Origin of the sequence: Paenirhodobacter ferrireducens (assembly GCF_004022265.1) — a bacterium.
GTDB classification, from domain to species: domain Bacteria; phylum Pseudomonadota; class Alphaproteobacteria; order Rhodobacterales; family Rhodobacteraceae; genus Rhodobacter; species Rhodobacter ferrireducens.
Map to the genome: position 1 here is coordinate 62590 of NZ_SAVB01000023.1, position 14798 is coordinate 77387.

The window sequence follows — 14798 nt, forward strand, 5'->3', positions numbered from 1 at the left end:
GTCTCTTTTAGAGACCGCAACGATCTGCGGAAAGGAGGCAGGTTTTCCTGCCAAGGTTACCTGGAGGGAACCGATGCGCGACATGCTGGACCAGATGGACCTCGCCAATTGCCCGGTGCGCCACGTGCTCGACCATATCGCGGCGAAATGGACGACACTGATCCTGCTCGAACTCGAGCCGGGCCCGTGCCGGTTCAATGCGCTCGCCCGCAGCCTGCCCGACATCTCACGCCGGATGCTGACGCAATCGCTGCGCGATCTCGAACGCGACGGGCTGATCGCGCGCAAGGTCTTCGCGACGAAACCGCCGAGCGTCGAATATGCGCTGACTGATCTGGGCCGCTCGCTGCTTGGCCCGCTTTGCGCGCTGATCGACTGGGCCAAGGCCTCCGCCCCCGAGATCGCCACCGCGCGCGCGGCCTTCGCCGCGCAAGCCTAGGGCTTTCGCCGCGCGCGCGGGCCTGCTACCTCTGGGAAAAGACTTCCGGAGGATCCGATGACCGCGCGCCTGTTCCTGCTTTTCCCGATGCTGCTTGGTGCCTGCACGCTCGAGGGGATGTCGACCGACCCGACCGCGCCGAGCCTCGACAAGGCGGGCACCTGCTTTGCCCTGGTCACGGCCGAGAAGGATGGCAGCTATACCCTGATGACCGGTATCGCCGACGGCTCGAAAGCGCCGGTGGGCGTGCCGAAGACCGGGCTCGATGCCGCGGCGGTCGACAAGGCCTTCGCCAGGGAACGCGCGATCATGGACATCAACCCCGAGTGTCTGGCGATCTATGCCAAGGGGCGCGAGGCTGCGCAGCCCGGCGCGTGATGCACCGCCGCGTCGAGATCGCGACACGCGGCCCGGGGCTTTACGACTTCACCGACGAGCTGCGCGCCTGGATCGCGGAGGCGGCCCCCGAGGAAGCACTGCTGACCCTCTTCGTGCGCCACACCTCGGCGAGCCTGGTGATCCAGGAGAATGCCGACCCCGAGGTGCGCCGTGATCTGACCGAGGCGCTGCACCGGCTGGTGCCGCCCTCGGACCAGCCGGAATGCGCCTGGATGACCCATACCTACGAGGGGCCGGACGACATGCCGGCCCATGTGAAGGCGGCATTGCTGCCGACCAGCCTGCAGATTCCCGTCATTTCTGGCCGGATGGCGCTTGGAACCTGGCCGGGAATATACCTTTTCGAACATCGGCGGGCGCCGCACCGCCGCGAGGTGGTGGCGCTGCTGCGCTGAGTCCCGCTCGCCACACCGTGCCACCGGATCTGGTGGTCTCACATTTGTGCTACCCAAAAGCTCGGCCCGCCCCTATAGTCCTGTGGATAACCGGGGCACCAGGCCCCACATGCGGCGGGAACAGGAAAAGGGAGAAGCCATGCGCTGCCCGTTTTGCGGAAATGTCGACACACAGGTGAAGGACAGCCGCCCGGCCGAGGACCATGTGGCGATCCGGCGCCGGCGCTTTTGTCCGGCCTGTGGCGGTCGGTTCACCACCTACGAGCGGGTGCAGCTGCGTGACCTCGTGGTGATCAAATCCTCGGGCAAGCGCGAGGATTTCGACCGCGACAAGCTGGAACGCTCGATCCGCATCGCCATGCAGAAGCGCCCGATCGAGCCCGATCGCATCGACCAGATGATTTCCGGCATCGTGCGGCGGCTCGAAAGCCTCGGCGATACCGACATCCCGTCGCGCACCATCGGCGAGATCGTGATGGAGACGCTGGCCCGGATCGACACCGTTGCCTATGTTCGGTTCGCGAGCGTCTACAAGAACTTCCAGGCTGCCGACGATTTCGACAAGTTCGTCTCCGAGCTGCGGCCGCAGACGGGCGAGAGCGAGTGAGCGACGCCGACCGGCGCTTCATGGCGCTTGCGCTTGGCCTTGCGGCGCGGGGCCTTGGCAATGTCTGGCCGAATCCGGCGGTGGGCTGTGTGATCGTGAACGAGGGCCGCATCGTCGGTCGCGGCTGGACCCAGCCGGGCGGGCGGCCCCATGCCGAACGCCGCGCGCTCGACATGGCCGGGGCGGCGGCGCGGGGGGCGACCGCCTATGTCACGCTCGAACCCTGTTCCCATCACGGCAAGACCCCGCCCTGTTCCGAGGGGCTGATCGCCGCCGGCGTTGCCCGGGTGGTCAGCGCGCAGGAAGACCCCGACCCGCGGGTCTCGGGCCGTGGCCATGCGATGCTGCGCGCGGCGGGGCTTGCGGTCGATGTCGGGCTGATGGAGGCCGAGGCGCGGGCGCTGCAGGCGGGGTTTCTCAGCCGCATCACTCGTGGCCGGCCCTGGCTCGCGCTGAAACTCGCGACCAGTTTCGATGGCCGCATCGCGCTTGCGAATAGTGAGAGCCAGTGGATCACCTCGGCCCCGGCACGGGCGCGGGTGCATGCGCTGCGCGCGCGCTTCGACGCGGTGCTGGTCGGCGGCGGCACGGCGCGGGCGGATGACCCGCTGCTGACCGTGCGCAGCTTCACCCCGTTGCGGCAGCCGGTGCGGGTCGTGGCTTCCGCCGGGCTTGACCTGCCGCGCGACCGGCTGGCGGGTTCGGTTTCCGAGGCGCCGCTGTGGCTGGTGCATGGGCCCGACGCGGGTGCTGAGGCGCGTGCCTTCTGGGCCGGGATTGGGGCTGAACTGATCGAGGTTCCTCTTGCGGGTCAAGGGCTTAACGTCGCCGCGCTGAGTGTGGCGCTTGGCGCGCGCGGCCTGACCCGGGTGTTTTGCGAGGGCGGCGGCCAGTTCGCCGCGGCGCTGATGCGGGCGGGGCTGGTCGACGAGCTGATCGGCTTCACCGCGGGTGTGGCGCTTGGCGCCGATGCCCGCCCGGCGCTTGGCCCGCTGGGGCTGGCGCATCTGCCGGATGCGCCGCGCTTCACCCTTGCCTCGGTCGAGACGCTGGGCGGTAACGTGCTGCACCGCTGGCGGCGCTAGCGCCAGAGGAAGGCCCAGGCGGCGAAGGCCCCCTGCAGTTTCGCGAGGCTGCGGTTCAGCGGCCCGGGCGCAGGCAACGGGCCGTTCGCCAGCCGGTCGAGCACGACCTCGGGCGGGCAGGGGCGGCGCGAGACCGGGTCGAAATAGCGCGGATAGGCGATCAGCACGGCATGAACGAAGGCGAGCAGGTCGGGCCGTGCGCTGCGTCGGGCCGGGACCCTGCCCAGGTCGCGGGTCAGCCCCCAGCCGGCATAGAAGGGCGCGCCGGTCACGGTGACGGGCACCCCACGGATCAGCGCCTCGAAGCCGAGAAGTGAGGTCATCGTCCAGACCTCGTGCACCGCCCCGATCAGGGCGACGGGATCGGCCTGTTCGACGATCTGGTCGGCGAACCGCAGCGCCTCGGACGGTTCCACGCGGCCCGGGCGCAGACCCGCCTCGACATCGGGGTGAGGTTTGAAAAGGACAATTGCGGTGGGGTTTTCGGCCCGAACCCGCGCCAGCAATGCCAGATTGCTGCAAGTCTTGCCAGCGCCCAGCCGGATCGAGGCATCGTCTTCCACCTGTCCGGGCACCAGGATCCGGTGGCCTTCGGGCAGCGGGGGCAGGGCGCCGCCGAGGTTGTATTTCGACACCCCTGCCTTGCGGATCGCCGCGAGCAGGCGCTCGGCCCGCAGCCGCCCGCCGGGGGGCGGCTCGTGCGAAATCAGCGTCTCGAGATCCGAGGGGCGGGTGGGGTCGTAATAGATGCCCTGCGCATCGGTGACGAGCGACAGCGGCGGGATCAACTCGGCGCCCAGCCCGCGCGAGCGCAGGAAACCGTCCTCGACCCGCAGCGCGGGCAGGTCAGGGGGCGCCTTGCCGGCCCAGACCAGCAGGCTGCGGCCGCTGTCGCGTGCCACCTGCGCCGCGCGCGCCGGCGGATCGACGAAGCGCAGCGGCGTCTCGCGGCCGAAGACCTGCTGCAGCGGGCGTCGCTTCCACAGCCGCATGCCGCTGGCGACATGGCCGGCGCGGTCCTGCCGCCAGGCGCGGACCTCGGCCTCGAGCTGATCGACGGCCTCCTCGAAGCTGCAGATCCGCTGCCGGCACGGGGCGAACCAGGTCGGGGCAAGGATGTGGCTTGCGGCGAACAGCTGGGCGCGGGTCAGGCGGCGTTCGCGCCGGGCGACGGGATTCTCATCCTGCGTCAGGCCCCAGCCGGCATAGAAGGGCTGGCCGAAGACGCGGGGCCGGTGGCCGGCAAGGATCGCCTCGACCCCCATCAGCGAGGAGACGGTATAGACCGCGATCGCGCCGTCGAGCAGCTGCCAGGGCGAGACGGGGTCGGTGAACAGCTGCGTGCGGGCATCGCAATGCTCGGGGCCGTAATGGCCGGGGCGCAGCCCGGCGCGGGTCTCGGGGTGGGTCTTGAGCAGGATCCGCGCGCCCGGATGCTCGATCTGCGCAACGGCCAGCATCTCGCGGAAGGTGCGGGCGCTGGCCCCGCCATGGGTGATCGAGGCATCGCCCGCGGTCTGGTCGAGCACCAGTACATAGCCCGGCGGCGGCGGTTCGAGGCGTTCGTCGAAATTGTTGTATTTTGACAGATCGAGCGTCTTCAGCCGGCCGATTCCGTCGCGCGCCCGTTGCAAAAGGTAAGTGTCGTCGAGCGGATGGCGGGCCAGGAGGCGCTCCAGCATCGACGGGTGGGCGCTGTCGAAATGCACGCCCTCGGGGTCGATCAGCAGGCCGAGCGGCCCGTCGCCACCCGCGCGCCCGGGATGCACGCTGCGCAGGAAGGCGTCCTCGAGCCGCACCAGTCCGACGCCGCGCCGCGCCGCCACCGCCTCGCCGCGGTGCGCATAGGGCGAGCGGCCCCAGACCACGACGCGGTCGGTGGGGCCGGGAAGGCCCAGATGCAGCGACCAGCCCGCGGCGCGCAGGATCTGCCGCAGCCGGCGTTCGCGCAGGAAGCCGCCGTTGTAGAAGAAAAGCCGCCGGGAAGGCTCCCCGGCGGCCGGATCGGGCGTGACGCCGGGCATCAGTTCCCGGCGAGGTTGCTGACCGAGTTGACAGGGCCGAGCGAGCCGGTGATCGCCGAGAGCGATTTCTGCCACTGCACGTAGGGCGCTTCGGTCACATAGACGGTGTCGCCGTCGCGGATGACGAAATCGCGCGCCAGGAACATGCCGTTCGGGCTGGTCAGGTCGAGCAGATAGACCATGCGCTGGTCGCCCACGAGGTCGTTGCGGCCCAGAACGACCGCGGCGATCTCGGCCGGCTCGTTGCGGAACACGAAGACGCCGGTCGGGTCGGCCAGACCGGTCTGCAGCCCGCCGACGGTGGCGATCGCCTCGAGCGCGCTGAGCGTCTGCGTCTCGAAGGGCACGCGCGCCTGCGAGCCGGTGGCGCCGAGCGAGGTGAAGGAGCGGGTGTCCTGTTCGACCAGAATGACGTCACCGCCGCGCAGGGCGATGTCCATCTTCGGGTTCTCGTAGAGATCCTTGAGCCAGACCGTGCCGGTCTTGGTGCCGCGGGTGACGGTGATCTTCGCGACCTCGGGCTTGACGGTCACGCCGCCCGCCCGCGCGATCATCGCCGAGAGGGTGCGGGTCGGCCGTTCGATCGCATAGACGCCCTGACCGGCGATCGCGCCCATCACCGAGACGGTCGAGCCGTCGCCGGGCGCGCGCGCCACCGCGACCTGCGGGTCCGGCGTCTGCGCATCGAGCTTCTCGGTGATGACCTTGCGCAGCGCGTCGGGCGAATTGCCCGCGGCCTTGATGCGTCCGGCATAGGGGATGAAGATATAGCCCGCGCCGTCAACCTGCACCTCGGTCAGCTGCGTCGGCACGCCCTTCTTGCTCATCACGCCGTCGTCGACGTTTTCCCAGATCGTCAGGGTCAGCGTGTCGCCGGGGTTGATGGTGTCAGAGCCGAGCACGCCCGCCTTGATGAAGGAGGAGGTGAAGCCGAGTGCCGGCTGCACCGCGGTCGCCCGCACCACGTGGTCGTTGACGGTGACGACGAAGGCGTCGCCCTGCTTCATCACCGAGCCGGCGAAGATCTCGCGCTTGTTCGGGCCGGACCGGGGCAGGCCGCAGGAGGCGGTGCCCAGAAGAGCCGCAGACAGGCCCAGAAGAAGGGTCCTGCGGGACGGATTGACGTTCACTGCTCGTGCTCCTCTCGCGGGGGCGCTTTTAGGCTTTTGCGGCTGAAGTTAACGAAAACCGCAAGAAAAAACCAGTCTGTTCAGCGCACCACCCGCAACTGTTGCCGGGGCGCCGCGTTCCCCGCGGTCAGCGCGTCATAGGGGTCCTCGGGTGACAGCATCATGTCCACGACCTGGCGCAGCAGGATCCGTCGGCCGCGGGTGGAGTAGAACCCGCCCGGCACCTGGCTGGTTTCCAGCAGATAGTGGCGGTAGTCGCGATAGGCGCGGGTGTCGGGGCGGCGGGGGCTGGCGAAGAATTCGGCAATCGGCTGGGCCGAGACGAATTCAGGTTTGTCAAAGACCGCCCGGCCAAAGGCCTTGAGCGGCAGGCCGCGCCACAGCACCTGCTGCGCGGCGGTCGAGTTCACGGTGACGGCGCTGCGCGCCTGTGCAAGCAGGCCCGCAAGCTTGCCGCCGCGGATGAAATGCACCCGCCCCTTAAGCCCGAGCCGCACCGTCGCCTCGCGGATCGCGCGGGTGATCGGTGCGCGCCCGTCCTCGAGCGGGTGGGCCTTGAAGACCAGATGGTGATGGGCGGGGGCGCCGGCGGCGAAGCCCTCCATCACCAGTTCGACGAACTCGGTCTGCGAGGCGAAGGAGGAGTGCATGCGGAAGCTCGAGTCATGCTCGAGCTGCATCAGCACCAGATGCACCGGAAAGCCGCCCCGCCGCACCCGCAGCGTGGCGAGCGCCCGTTCGATGCGGTAGACGGGCATCAGCAGCAGCCGGTGCAGATAGAGGTGGAACTCCTCGATTACGGTTATGTCGCGATGCGGGCGGAAGTCGCGATAGCGCCGGTTCAGCGCCATCACGAAGAAATGGTAGAGCGCGCCGTAGAAGATGTGGTGGCGCATGTCGCCCCAGCGGGGCGGGGCCTCGGGGAACTCGATCTCGCTTTGCGCAAGCGCGGCGCGCATTTCGGCGACGCCGAGGGTCATCAGCCGCGAATGGCCGTTCGAGCCGCCGCGCTCGTAGGTTACCCAGTAGGGGCGCAGATAGCCTTCCTCGAAGACATGCACCGTCACCCCGGCGGCGCGGGCGGCGGCGATCGCCTCGGCGTGGATCGGGCGGGTGTCACCGTAAAGGACAAGGTCGGTCACGCCCTTTTCTGCCAGCAGCGCGCGGATGCGGGCGGGCCAGTCCTCGGGGGTGCCGGTGTAGCGGATCAGCGTTGCCTTGTTGAACCAGAACGCCTCGTCGCCGCGGTTGAAGGCGACGCGCCAGACGCCCGCACCGGCGGCCCCGAGCATCCGCCCCAGCTGGTGAAAAAAGGGGCCGTGCGGACCCTGCAGCAAGAGGAAGGTGTGACTGGAGTGACGATGCATGAACTGGTTCCGGAACTCTTCTTCTTCTGGGCCGAAAAGCCGCAGCTGTCACGGGGAATTCTTGTCAGTCTCGCGCCGGTTCGCGGCACCAATGCGGCAAGACCGGGACAATGCCGGCGTTTTTGCAGAGGGGCTGTGCGGGGCGGGCCCGGGGCGCAGGTCTTGCGTGCCGGGGCGGTGCGGGCTAGGCAGGGGCAGCCATACAAGGGGGATGGGATGTTCACCGGAATCGTGACCGATATGGGAGAGGTCCGGGCGCTCGATCAGGCGGGCGATCTGCGCGCGCGGATCGGCTGCCACTACGACATGGAGAGCGTCGACATCGGCGCCTCGATCGCCTGCGACGGCGTCTGCCTGACGGTGATCGCCAAGGGCGCGGACTGGTTCGACGTCGAGATCTCGGCCGAGACCGTGTCGAAGACCAGCATCGGGCGGAACTCGTGGCACATTGGCCGGCGGCTCAACCTTGAACGGGCGCTGAAAGTCGGCGACGAGCTTGGCGGGCACATCGTCTCGGGCCATGTCGACGGCGTGGCCGAGATCGTCGCGATGCACGACGAGGGCGACAGCACCCGCTTCACCTTCCGCGCCCCCGAGGCGCTGGCAAAATACATCGCGCCGAAGGGTTCGGTGGCGCTCAACGGCACCTCGCTGACCGTGAACGAGGTCGAAGGCACTACCTTCGGCGTCAACATCATCCCGCACACCAAGGCGGCGACGACCTGGGGCGCGGCGCAGCCCGGCGACCCGGTCAATCTCGAAATCGACACGCTCGCACGCTATGTCGCGCGGCTGCAGGAGTGGAACGCATGACCCAACCGGTGGACAAGTCCGGCCTTCACGATACGCCCGGTCCGGTGGAAAAGCGCTATTCCGACGTGATCTCCTCGATCGAGGAAATCATCGAGGATGCGCGGAACGGCAAGATGTTCATCCTTGTCGACCACGAAGACCGTGAGAACGAGGGCGACCTCGTGATCCCGGCGCAGATGGCGACGCCGAACGCGATCAACTTCATGGCGACGCATGGCCGCGGGCTGATCTGCCTGGCGCTGACCGGGGCGCGCGTCGATGCGCTCGGGCTGAGCCTGATGAGCGCGAACAATTCCTCGCGGCAGGAAACCGCCTTCACCACCTCGATCGAGGCGCGCGAGGGCGTGACCACCGGGATCTCGGCGCATGACCGCGCCCGCACCATCGCGGTGGCGATCGATGCGGCCAAGGGCGCGGCCGATATCGCGACGCCGGGCCATGTCTTCCCGCTGCGCGCCCGCGAGGGCGGGGTGCTCGTCCGCGCCGGCCATACCGAGGCCGCGGTCGACATCGCGCGGCTTGCCGGGCTGAACCCCGCCGGCGTGATCTGCGAGATCATGAACGAAGACGGCACGATGGCGCGGTTGCCCGACCTCGTTGCCTTCGCGCAGCGTCAGGGGCTGAAGATCGGCACGATTTCCGAGCTGATCGCCTATCGGCGCCGCTATGACAACCTGGTGCGCGAGACAGCGCAGAAGCCGGTGCGTTCGGCTTTCGGCGGCGACTGGTCGATGCGCGTCTTCAGTGACGAGACCGAGGGCGCTGAGCACATCGTGCTGACCAAGGGCGACATCACCACGCCCGAACCGGTTCTGGTGCGCATGCATGCGCTCGACCCGATGGCCGACGTTCTGGGCCTCACCCCGGCCAGGGCCGGCGAGATGGGGCGCGCGATGGAGGCGATCGCGGCCGAGGGGCGCGGCGTCGTCGTGCTGCTGCGCGAGACCTCAATGAAGATGGCCCAGCCCGGCGAGACCTCGCCGCAGACGCTGCGCCAATACGGGCTCGGCGCGCAGATCCTGTCGGCGCTTGGCCTGTCTAAGCTGATCCTGCTGACCAATTCGGGCCTGCCGAAGGTGGTGGGGCTGGATGGCTACGGGCTCGAGATCGACGGCACGCGGGGGTATTGAGATGGCGGCGAACGAACAGCACTACACCCTGCCGCTGCCGGTCTTCGACAAGCCGGTGCGTCTGCTCATCGTCGTCGCGCCCTATTATCGCGACATCGCCGACAACATGATCGCCGGCGCGAAGGCCACTGCGGCCGAGGCCGGCGCGAGTGTCGATGTGATCGAGGTGCCCGGCGCGCTCGAGATCCCGACGGCGATCGGCATGGCGGCGCGGATGGCCGATTACGACGGTTTCGTCGCGATCGGCTGCGTGATCCGCGGCGAGACCACGCATTACGAGACCGTGTGCAACGACAGCTCGCGCGGGCTGACGATGCTCGGCCTGCAGGGCGTGTGCATCGGCAACGGCATCCTGACCGTCGAGAACCGGCCTCAGGCCGAGGTCCGCGCCGACCCGGCCGATCAGAACAAGGGTGGCGGTGCTGCTGCTGCGGCCTTGCATCTTGTCGCGTTGTCGCGCAAATGGGCGGGCCGGACGCAGGGGATCGGCTTCCGCCCGCAGGGTGAGTCGATCCGCCTTGCCGGCGAGACCGAAGGACCGAGCCAAGCATGACCGATACCGCCCCCGAGACCCCGAAGAAGCTGACCTCTGACGAGAAACGCCGGATGAAATCCGCCGCGCGGCTCTATGCGGTGCAGGCGCTGTTCCAGATGGAGGCCTCGGGGCAGGGGGTGGACCGCGTCGCGCTCGAATTCGAGAGCTATCGCTTCGGCCTTGCCCTCGAGGAGGGCGAGGAGGCGCTGGCGGAAGGCGACATGAACCTGTTCCGCCGGCTGCTTGACGATGCGGTCATGTGGCAGGCGAAGATCGACCAGGCGACCGACCGTGCGCTGGTGGCGAAATGGCCGATCGACCGGATCGACCCGGTGCTGCGGGCGCTGTTCCGCGCCGCGGGGGCGGAACTCGTGAACCCGGCGACGCCCGCCCGCGTCGTCATCAACGAGTTCGTCGAGGTCGCCCGCGCTTTCTTCCCGGACGGCAAGGAGCCGAAATTCGTCAACGCCGTGCTTGACCACATGGCGCGCGAGATCCGGCCCGAGGCGTTCTGAGCCTGCCCGTCTGGCGGGCATCTGCCGCATCGGGGAAAAGAATTTTCCCCTGCGGCATTCCGGACTGTTTGAATCCGTCAGACATGCGTTACATTGCATGTAACGAAAGGGGAATCGTCATGCCCGAACTCGTCCGCCTCTATATCCGCAACATCATCTTCGGCGCCGGCCTCTCGGCGGCCTTCGTCGGCCTGCTGCTTGGCTTCGACGTCGCGCATCTGCGCCACCTGATCCTGTCGTCTGACATCGGCTATATCGCGCTGGCCATTCTCTTCCTGGCGAATACCGTGGTCTTTGCCGGCGTGCAGTTCGCGATCACCATCATGCGCATGGCCGAGGATGAGACGCCCCCGGGCGGCGGCAAGCGCGACGCGATCCCGGCCGGGCTCGACACCGCGGTGCAGATGGCGCCGATTCCGGTGCCGGTCGAGGTCAAGGCCAGCCGCAAGGCACAGCGCCTGCCGCGCTGATGCCGGCGCACCCCGGAACGAAAAAGCCCTCCGCGCTGCGGGGGGCTTTTTCATTGGGTGGCGGAAACCGCAGCGACCGTCGGGGCGTGAATTTCCCGAGAGCCTGACAAGTCAGGTGGGGGCCAGGTAACGAGACCAGGATCTCGACAGAGCCAGCCCCCTCAGGAATGGTTATCGGCCACTGGAAAAGGGCCCCATTGACGCGAAGAGCAGTAACCGCCGAGGCCAGAGATAGGCGCGTGATGCCGCTTCGGCAAGGGGGAGGGCACGCGCTTTGCCGGCTGGACAAATGTTTACGTTTCGTTCACATTCGCCCCATGTCCCAGGATCTCACCCCCGGTCAGCTTCTCGCCCGCGGCACCTGCCGTTGCCTTGTCGATCACGGCTTTGCCTGCGTCACAGAGCTGGTGCCGAAGCCGGGGCTCCGCGTCGACGTCATGGCGCTTGGCCGCAAGGGCGAGATCTGGGTGGTCGAATGCAAGTCGGGGCGGGCTGATTTCACCTCGGACCACAAGTGGCGCGGCTATCTCGACTATGCCGACCGATTCTTCTGGGCGGTGGATGCCGATTTCCCGGCCGAGATCCTGCCCGCCGACACCGGGCTGATCCGTGCTGACCGCTTCGGCGGCGAGATCGCCCGGATGGCGCCCGAGGTGCGGCTGGCGCCGGCGCGGCGCAAGGCGGTGACGCAGGGCTTTGCCCGCACCGCGGCGCTGCGGCTGCAGGGGCGCACAGACCCCGGCCTGCCGCTGGCGCCGGGGCCGGCGGGGGTTACTTTTTACCCTTAGGCTTCTGGCCCTTGGCGGACTTGCCGCCCTGGTCCTCGGCGATGGCGCGGGCCTGTTCGGCCGCGGCCATCAGTTCTTCGGCGATGTCTTCGGCCTCTTCGGGGTCGAAGTCGAAGGGGAACTCGAAATCCTCGCCGACGATGTAGATGCGCACCATGCCGTGATCGGTCGGCCCGATCTGCAGGTCACCGGCGATGTCGCTTTGCTTGTTGATGCTCATGGGGTGGCCTCCGCAACTCTCGAGCCCGACGGCTAACGCCAAGCCGGGCGCGAAGCAACGGAAAATGCCGAATGGGGTGTTTCCGCCCCTTGCAATCCCGCGCGGCTGCCGCTAAATCCTCGCGCAGTGCCGCCTTAGCTCAGTTGGTTAGAGCACCAGATTGTGGATCTGGGGGTCTCCCGTTCGAACCGGGAAGGCGGTACCATTTCTCTCCTCACACTGTGCTGGCTTTGCGAGGACCGTTGCCGGTTGACCGGGAAACGGTTTGCAGACTGTTTGCAAAGGCCGGTTGTCGCCGTGCGTCCGGAACGCACCGCGCGCGGCGCCGGTCGGCCCGGCACTCCGGGGCTCGCCCCGTCGCGGGGGAGGGCCGATGACAGGCCCCGGGCTCAGGCGGTTACTGGCGCGTGCGTCTGCGGGCCAAGCGGGACATCAATGTGGAAGGTGGTGCCGATGCCGAGGCGGCTTTCATAGGAAATCGCGCCGTCCATCCGCTCGATCAGAATCTTGGCGATATGCATCCCGAGCCCCGAGCCCCCGGACACTTTCGAGGAACCGCTCTCGACCTGGTTGAACCGTCCGAAAACCTGGTCTTCCTTGTTGTCCGGAATGCCGATCCCGCTGTCCTGCACGGAAATCCGCAGGCGCGAACCGATCAGCCGGGTCGAGCACGCAACCTGCCCTCCCTCGGGGGAGAATTTGACGGCATTGGAGATCACGTTGCCGACGACCTGTTTCAGCCGGTCTGGGTCGGCGCGCAGCTGCCGGTGCACCTGCGCCGAGGTGGTGGTCAGCCGGACGCCGGTTTCCGCGGCATAGGCCTCGTATTCCTCCATGACGTCGCGCAGGAATGCGTCTGCGTCCAGATCCTGCAGCCTCAGGGTGATCGTGCTGAGGTCGAGCTTTTGCAGATCAAGGACATCATCCACCAGTTTCAGCAGCCGCAGGCTGTTCCTCTGGGCGATGGTCAGCAAGGTCATGAGTGCAGGGCTGACCTCTCCCGCCGCGCCATGGAGTGCCAGATCCAGCCCGCCTTTCACCGAGGTCAGGGGGGTCCGTAATTCATGGCTGATCATGGCAAGGAACTGCGACTTGGCATGATTGGCGGCTTCCGCACGGGCCAGCGCCTCGCGCAGCGCCTCCGCCGACTGTTCCCGTTCGGTGATGTCCACCAGCGAGACGGACCAGCCGAGCAGGGGCCGCTTGGTCTGGATCGGGCTTTCAATCGGCAGAACGCGCGGGTCGAAGGCGCGCCCCCGCAGCCGGATCGGATCCGCACTCCCGAGCTCGCCGGTGCGGATGAAGGGGCTCAGGACCGGGCCGATTTTCTCCAGCTGATCGAGGGTTTCGCCCCGCCGCGGGATCTTCTTGCCGAACAGTGCCTTGGCGGCGGGGTTCGCGCCGGCGAACCGCCCCTCGGCGTCGAGGATGATCACCGGGTCCTGCGTGGCGTAGAACAGCAGGTTCCGACCCTGCGCGGCAGTGTCCATCATCGTGTTGTTCAGCAGCAGCCAGCTCAGGGCAATGAGCGCGACCGCGAACATGAACGGCGTCGGGTCGTATCCGAACATGGTGACCCCCCAGCCGACATAGGCGAGGTTGCCGGCCAGCGGCACGGCGGTGATGCCGATCAGGACCCCGAGGAAGGGGCGGATGATCTTCTTTGCCCTGAGGAAGGCATAGGCGAGCACGCCGAGGGCGCTGCTCACGAAGATATAGAGGCCGGCGGCGACGGCGAAGAAGAGCGGGCCGTGGTCGAAGAAGACGAACCGATGCGCACCTTGTGTCACAAGCCGGGTTCCGGTGCCGTAGAGCAGGTGCGTCTGGCTGTTCGTCAGGGCGATGATGCTGACGAGGGATGGCAGGCCGAGATAGAGCAAAAGCCGGACCGGCTGCCGGCCCGGGCGGGTGTTCATCGTGTAGTCGAAGACGAAGAACGCCCAGGCGATGGGCAGCAGGGTGATCCCGGGCCAGGCGGCCAGCGACCAGCCGACCTTGCAGGTCTCGTCTGGCGAGGCCAGGTCGAAGGTGACGGTGAACAGCCACCACAGCATCGCCAGCAATGTCAGGATGAAGGCGGGTCTGCCGGCGAAACGGTTGTTCCTGACGACCCAGACCAGGATGAGGGCGCAGGCCGCCCACAGCGCCGCCGCAAACGCAGATGCGAAGGTGAATTCCAGACTCGTCAGGCAGCTCATGGTCTACTTCGACAACCTAGGTTTGCACGTTGGGCAGTGTGGAGGCGAGATCATGTCGAGATTTCTTTGGGTTGGCACCAGAGACCTCTCGCCTCGGATGCAAGATGCGGGGCCTGATGCCGTTGGGTCAACGGTGCCGACGGTACAGCGCGAAGGTTTTGAAAACAAGGCAGAAAGGCCAGTTCATGCGGGCCTTCTCGCGGGTCGGAAATGCGGCCGCGACCGATTCTCGGGTATGGTCCGGAGCGCTTTTCCGGTCCGGATATGCGGGCCCGGGCGGCTTTGGCCGGGGGCGGCCACTCCTCGACAGGTTGTGTGTCGCGGCCCCGGCCGGCCCCTGCCGCGATGCGCCGTCAGCGCGCTTTCACCGCGACTTTGGACGGCCGCGGCAGCAGCCTGTGCCGCGCAGCCCGAAGATGTCCGGTCGGTACGGCGCAGGCGTCCGCGCGCGCCTCTCGCCATCGGCCCTGGCGATCCTGGCGTGATCGTGTCGCCGGCGTGCGGTGAAAGCCCCGGCCCCTTTCTCCCCCGCCGTTCCGGGAGAGCGCGTCGGCGCTGTGACGGCTCAGGCTTCGGCGGGGGCGAACCCGGCATCTGCCAGCGCCGCGGCCGGCACCGTGGTCTTCACCTTGACCTCTCGGGCGGGGGGAAGGGCGTTTACGGCGGTCCCGGGGGGCTTCGCG

General features: G+C 67.9%; 16 protein-coding genes and 1 tRNA gene. 12 read left to right on the forward strand and 5 right to left on the reverse strand.

The features are described 5' to 3' along the window. The first annotated feature begins 73 nt into the window (after window positions 1–73). From EOW65_RS15905 to ribD, 5 genes are all read left to right on the forward strand, one after another. Entirely contained in the window at window positions 74–439 is a 366-nt protein-coding gene (locus tag EOW65_RS15905) for a winged helix-turn-helix transcriptional regulator (protein ID WP_128151099.1), read from the forward strand. A gap of 57 nt (window positions 440–496) precedes the next feature. Next, a complete protein-coding gene (locus EOW65_RS15910) occupies window positions 497–817 on the forward strand; it encodes a hypothetical protein (RefSeq protein WP_128151101.1) in 321 nt (106 codons plus the stop codon). Further along, complete coding sequence (locus EOW65_RS15915; protein WP_128151103.1) at window positions 817–1233, forward strand: secondary thiamine-phosphate synthase enzyme YjbQ; 417 nt, start codon at window positions 817–819, stop codon at window positions 1231–1233. The genes EOW65_RS15910 and EOW65_RS15915 overlap by 1 nt, the downstream gene beginning before the upstream one ends. 139 nt (window positions 1234–1372) lie before the next feature. After that, on the forward strand, window positions 1373–1840 hold the full coding sequence (gene nrdR / locus EOW65_RS15920) for a transcriptional regulator NrdR (protein ID WP_113898914.1): 468 nt from the start codon (window positions 1373–1375) through the stop codon (window positions 1838–1840). Next, entirely contained in the window at window positions 1837–2925 is a 1089-nt protein-coding gene (ribD, locus tag EOW65_RS15925; protein WP_128151105.1) for a bifunctional diaminohydroxyphosphoribosylaminopyrimidine deaminase/5-amino-6-(5-phosphoribosylamino)uracil reductase RibD, read from the forward strand. The genes nrdR and ribD overlap by 4 nt, the downstream gene beginning before the upstream one ends. Here the strand turns inward: ribD and EOW65_RS15930 are convergent. From EOW65_RS15930 to EOW65_RS15940, 3 genes are all read right to left on the reverse strand, one after another. Further along, window positions 2922–4949 (reverse strand): capsular polysaccharide biosynthesis protein, encoded by a 2028-nt coding sequence (locus tag EOW65_RS15930; RefSeq protein ID WP_128151107.1) that lies wholly within the window; start codon window positions 4947–4949, stop codon window positions 2922–2924. The two genes, ribD and EOW65_RS15930, sit on opposite strands and share 4 nt — an antisense overlap. Continuing rightward, window positions 4949–6079: a polysaccharide biosynthesis/export family protein gene (locus EOW65_RS15935; protein WP_128151109.1), complete on the reverse strand. Its 1131-nt coding sequence runs from the start codon at window positions 6077–6079 to the stop codon at window positions 4949–4951. Before EOW65_RS15935 ends, EOW65_RS15930 begins: the two co-directional genes overlap by 1 nt. 80 nt (window positions 6080–6159) lie before the next feature. After that, on the reverse strand, window positions 6160–7371 hold the full coding sequence (locus EOW65_RS15940) for a capsule biosynthesis protein (RefSeq protein WP_394342753.1): 1212 nt from the start codon (window positions 7369–7371) through the stop codon (window positions 6160–6162). Window positions 7372–7662: 291 nt separating this feature from the next. Between EOW65_RS15940 and EOW65_RS15945 the strand changes: the two genes are divergently transcribed. From EOW65_RS15945 to EOW65_RS15970, 6 genes are all read left to right on the forward strand, one after another. After that, a complete protein-coding gene (locus EOW65_RS15945) occupies window positions 7663–8259 on the forward strand; it encodes a riboflavin synthase (protein WP_113898917.1) in 597 nt (198 codons plus the stop codon). After that, on the forward strand, window positions 8256–9389 hold the full coding sequence (ribB, locus tag EOW65_RS15950; RefSeq protein ID WP_128151113.1) for a 3,4-dihydroxy-2-butanone-4-phosphate synthase: 1134 nt from the start codon (window positions 8256–8258) through the stop codon (window positions 9387–9389). Before EOW65_RS15945 ends, ribB begins: the two co-directional genes overlap by 4 nt. 1 nt (window position 9390) lies before the next feature. Further along, window positions 9391–9942, forward strand: a complete 552-nt coding sequence (locus tag EOW65_RS15955) for a 6,7-dimethyl-8-ribityllumazine synthase (protein ID WP_128151115.1) — start codon at window positions 9391–9393, stop codon at window positions 9940–9942. Beyond that, window positions 9939–10439: a transcription antitermination factor NusB gene (gene nusB / locus EOW65_RS15960; RefSeq protein WP_128151117.1), complete on the forward strand. Its 501-nt coding sequence runs from the start codon at window positions 9939–9941 to the stop codon at window positions 10437–10439. The genes EOW65_RS15955 and nusB overlap by 4 nt, the downstream gene beginning before the upstream one ends. Window positions 10440–10558: 119 nt before the next feature. Then, a complete protein-coding gene (locus EOW65_RS15965; protein ID WP_128151119.1) occupies window positions 10559–10909 on the forward strand; it encodes a hypothetical protein in 351 nt (116 codons plus the stop codon). A gap of 317 nt (window positions 10910–11226) precedes the next feature. After that, a complete protein-coding gene (locus EOW65_RS15970) occupies window positions 11227–11697 on the forward strand; it encodes an MmcB family DNA repair protein (RefSeq protein ID WP_128151120.1) in 471 nt (156 codons plus the stop codon). Here EOW65_RS15970 and EOW65_RS15975 read toward each other — a convergent pair. Further along, entirely contained in the window at window positions 11681–11917 is a 237-nt protein-coding gene (locus tag EOW65_RS15975) for a DUF6324 family protein (RefSeq protein WP_128151122.1), read from the reverse strand. The genes EOW65_RS15970 and EOW65_RS15975 overlap by 17 nt on opposite strands. 128 nt (window positions 11918–12045) lie before the next feature. On the opposite strand from EOW65_RS15975, the gene EOW65_RS15980 reads away from it, so the two are divergent. Next, window positions 12046–12122, forward strand: a tRNA-His gene (locus EOW65_RS15980). Between the two features lie 184 nt (window positions 12123–12306). On the opposite strand, the gene EOW65_RS15985 is transcribed toward EOW65_RS15980, so the two are convergent. Then, window positions 12307–14115 (reverse strand): histidine kinase N-terminal 7TM domain-containing protein, encoded by a 1809-nt coding sequence (locus EOW65_RS15985; RefSeq protein WP_128151124.1) that lies wholly within the window; start codon window positions 14113–14115, stop codon window positions 12307–12309. Window positions 14116–14798 lie beyond the last annotated feature (683 nt).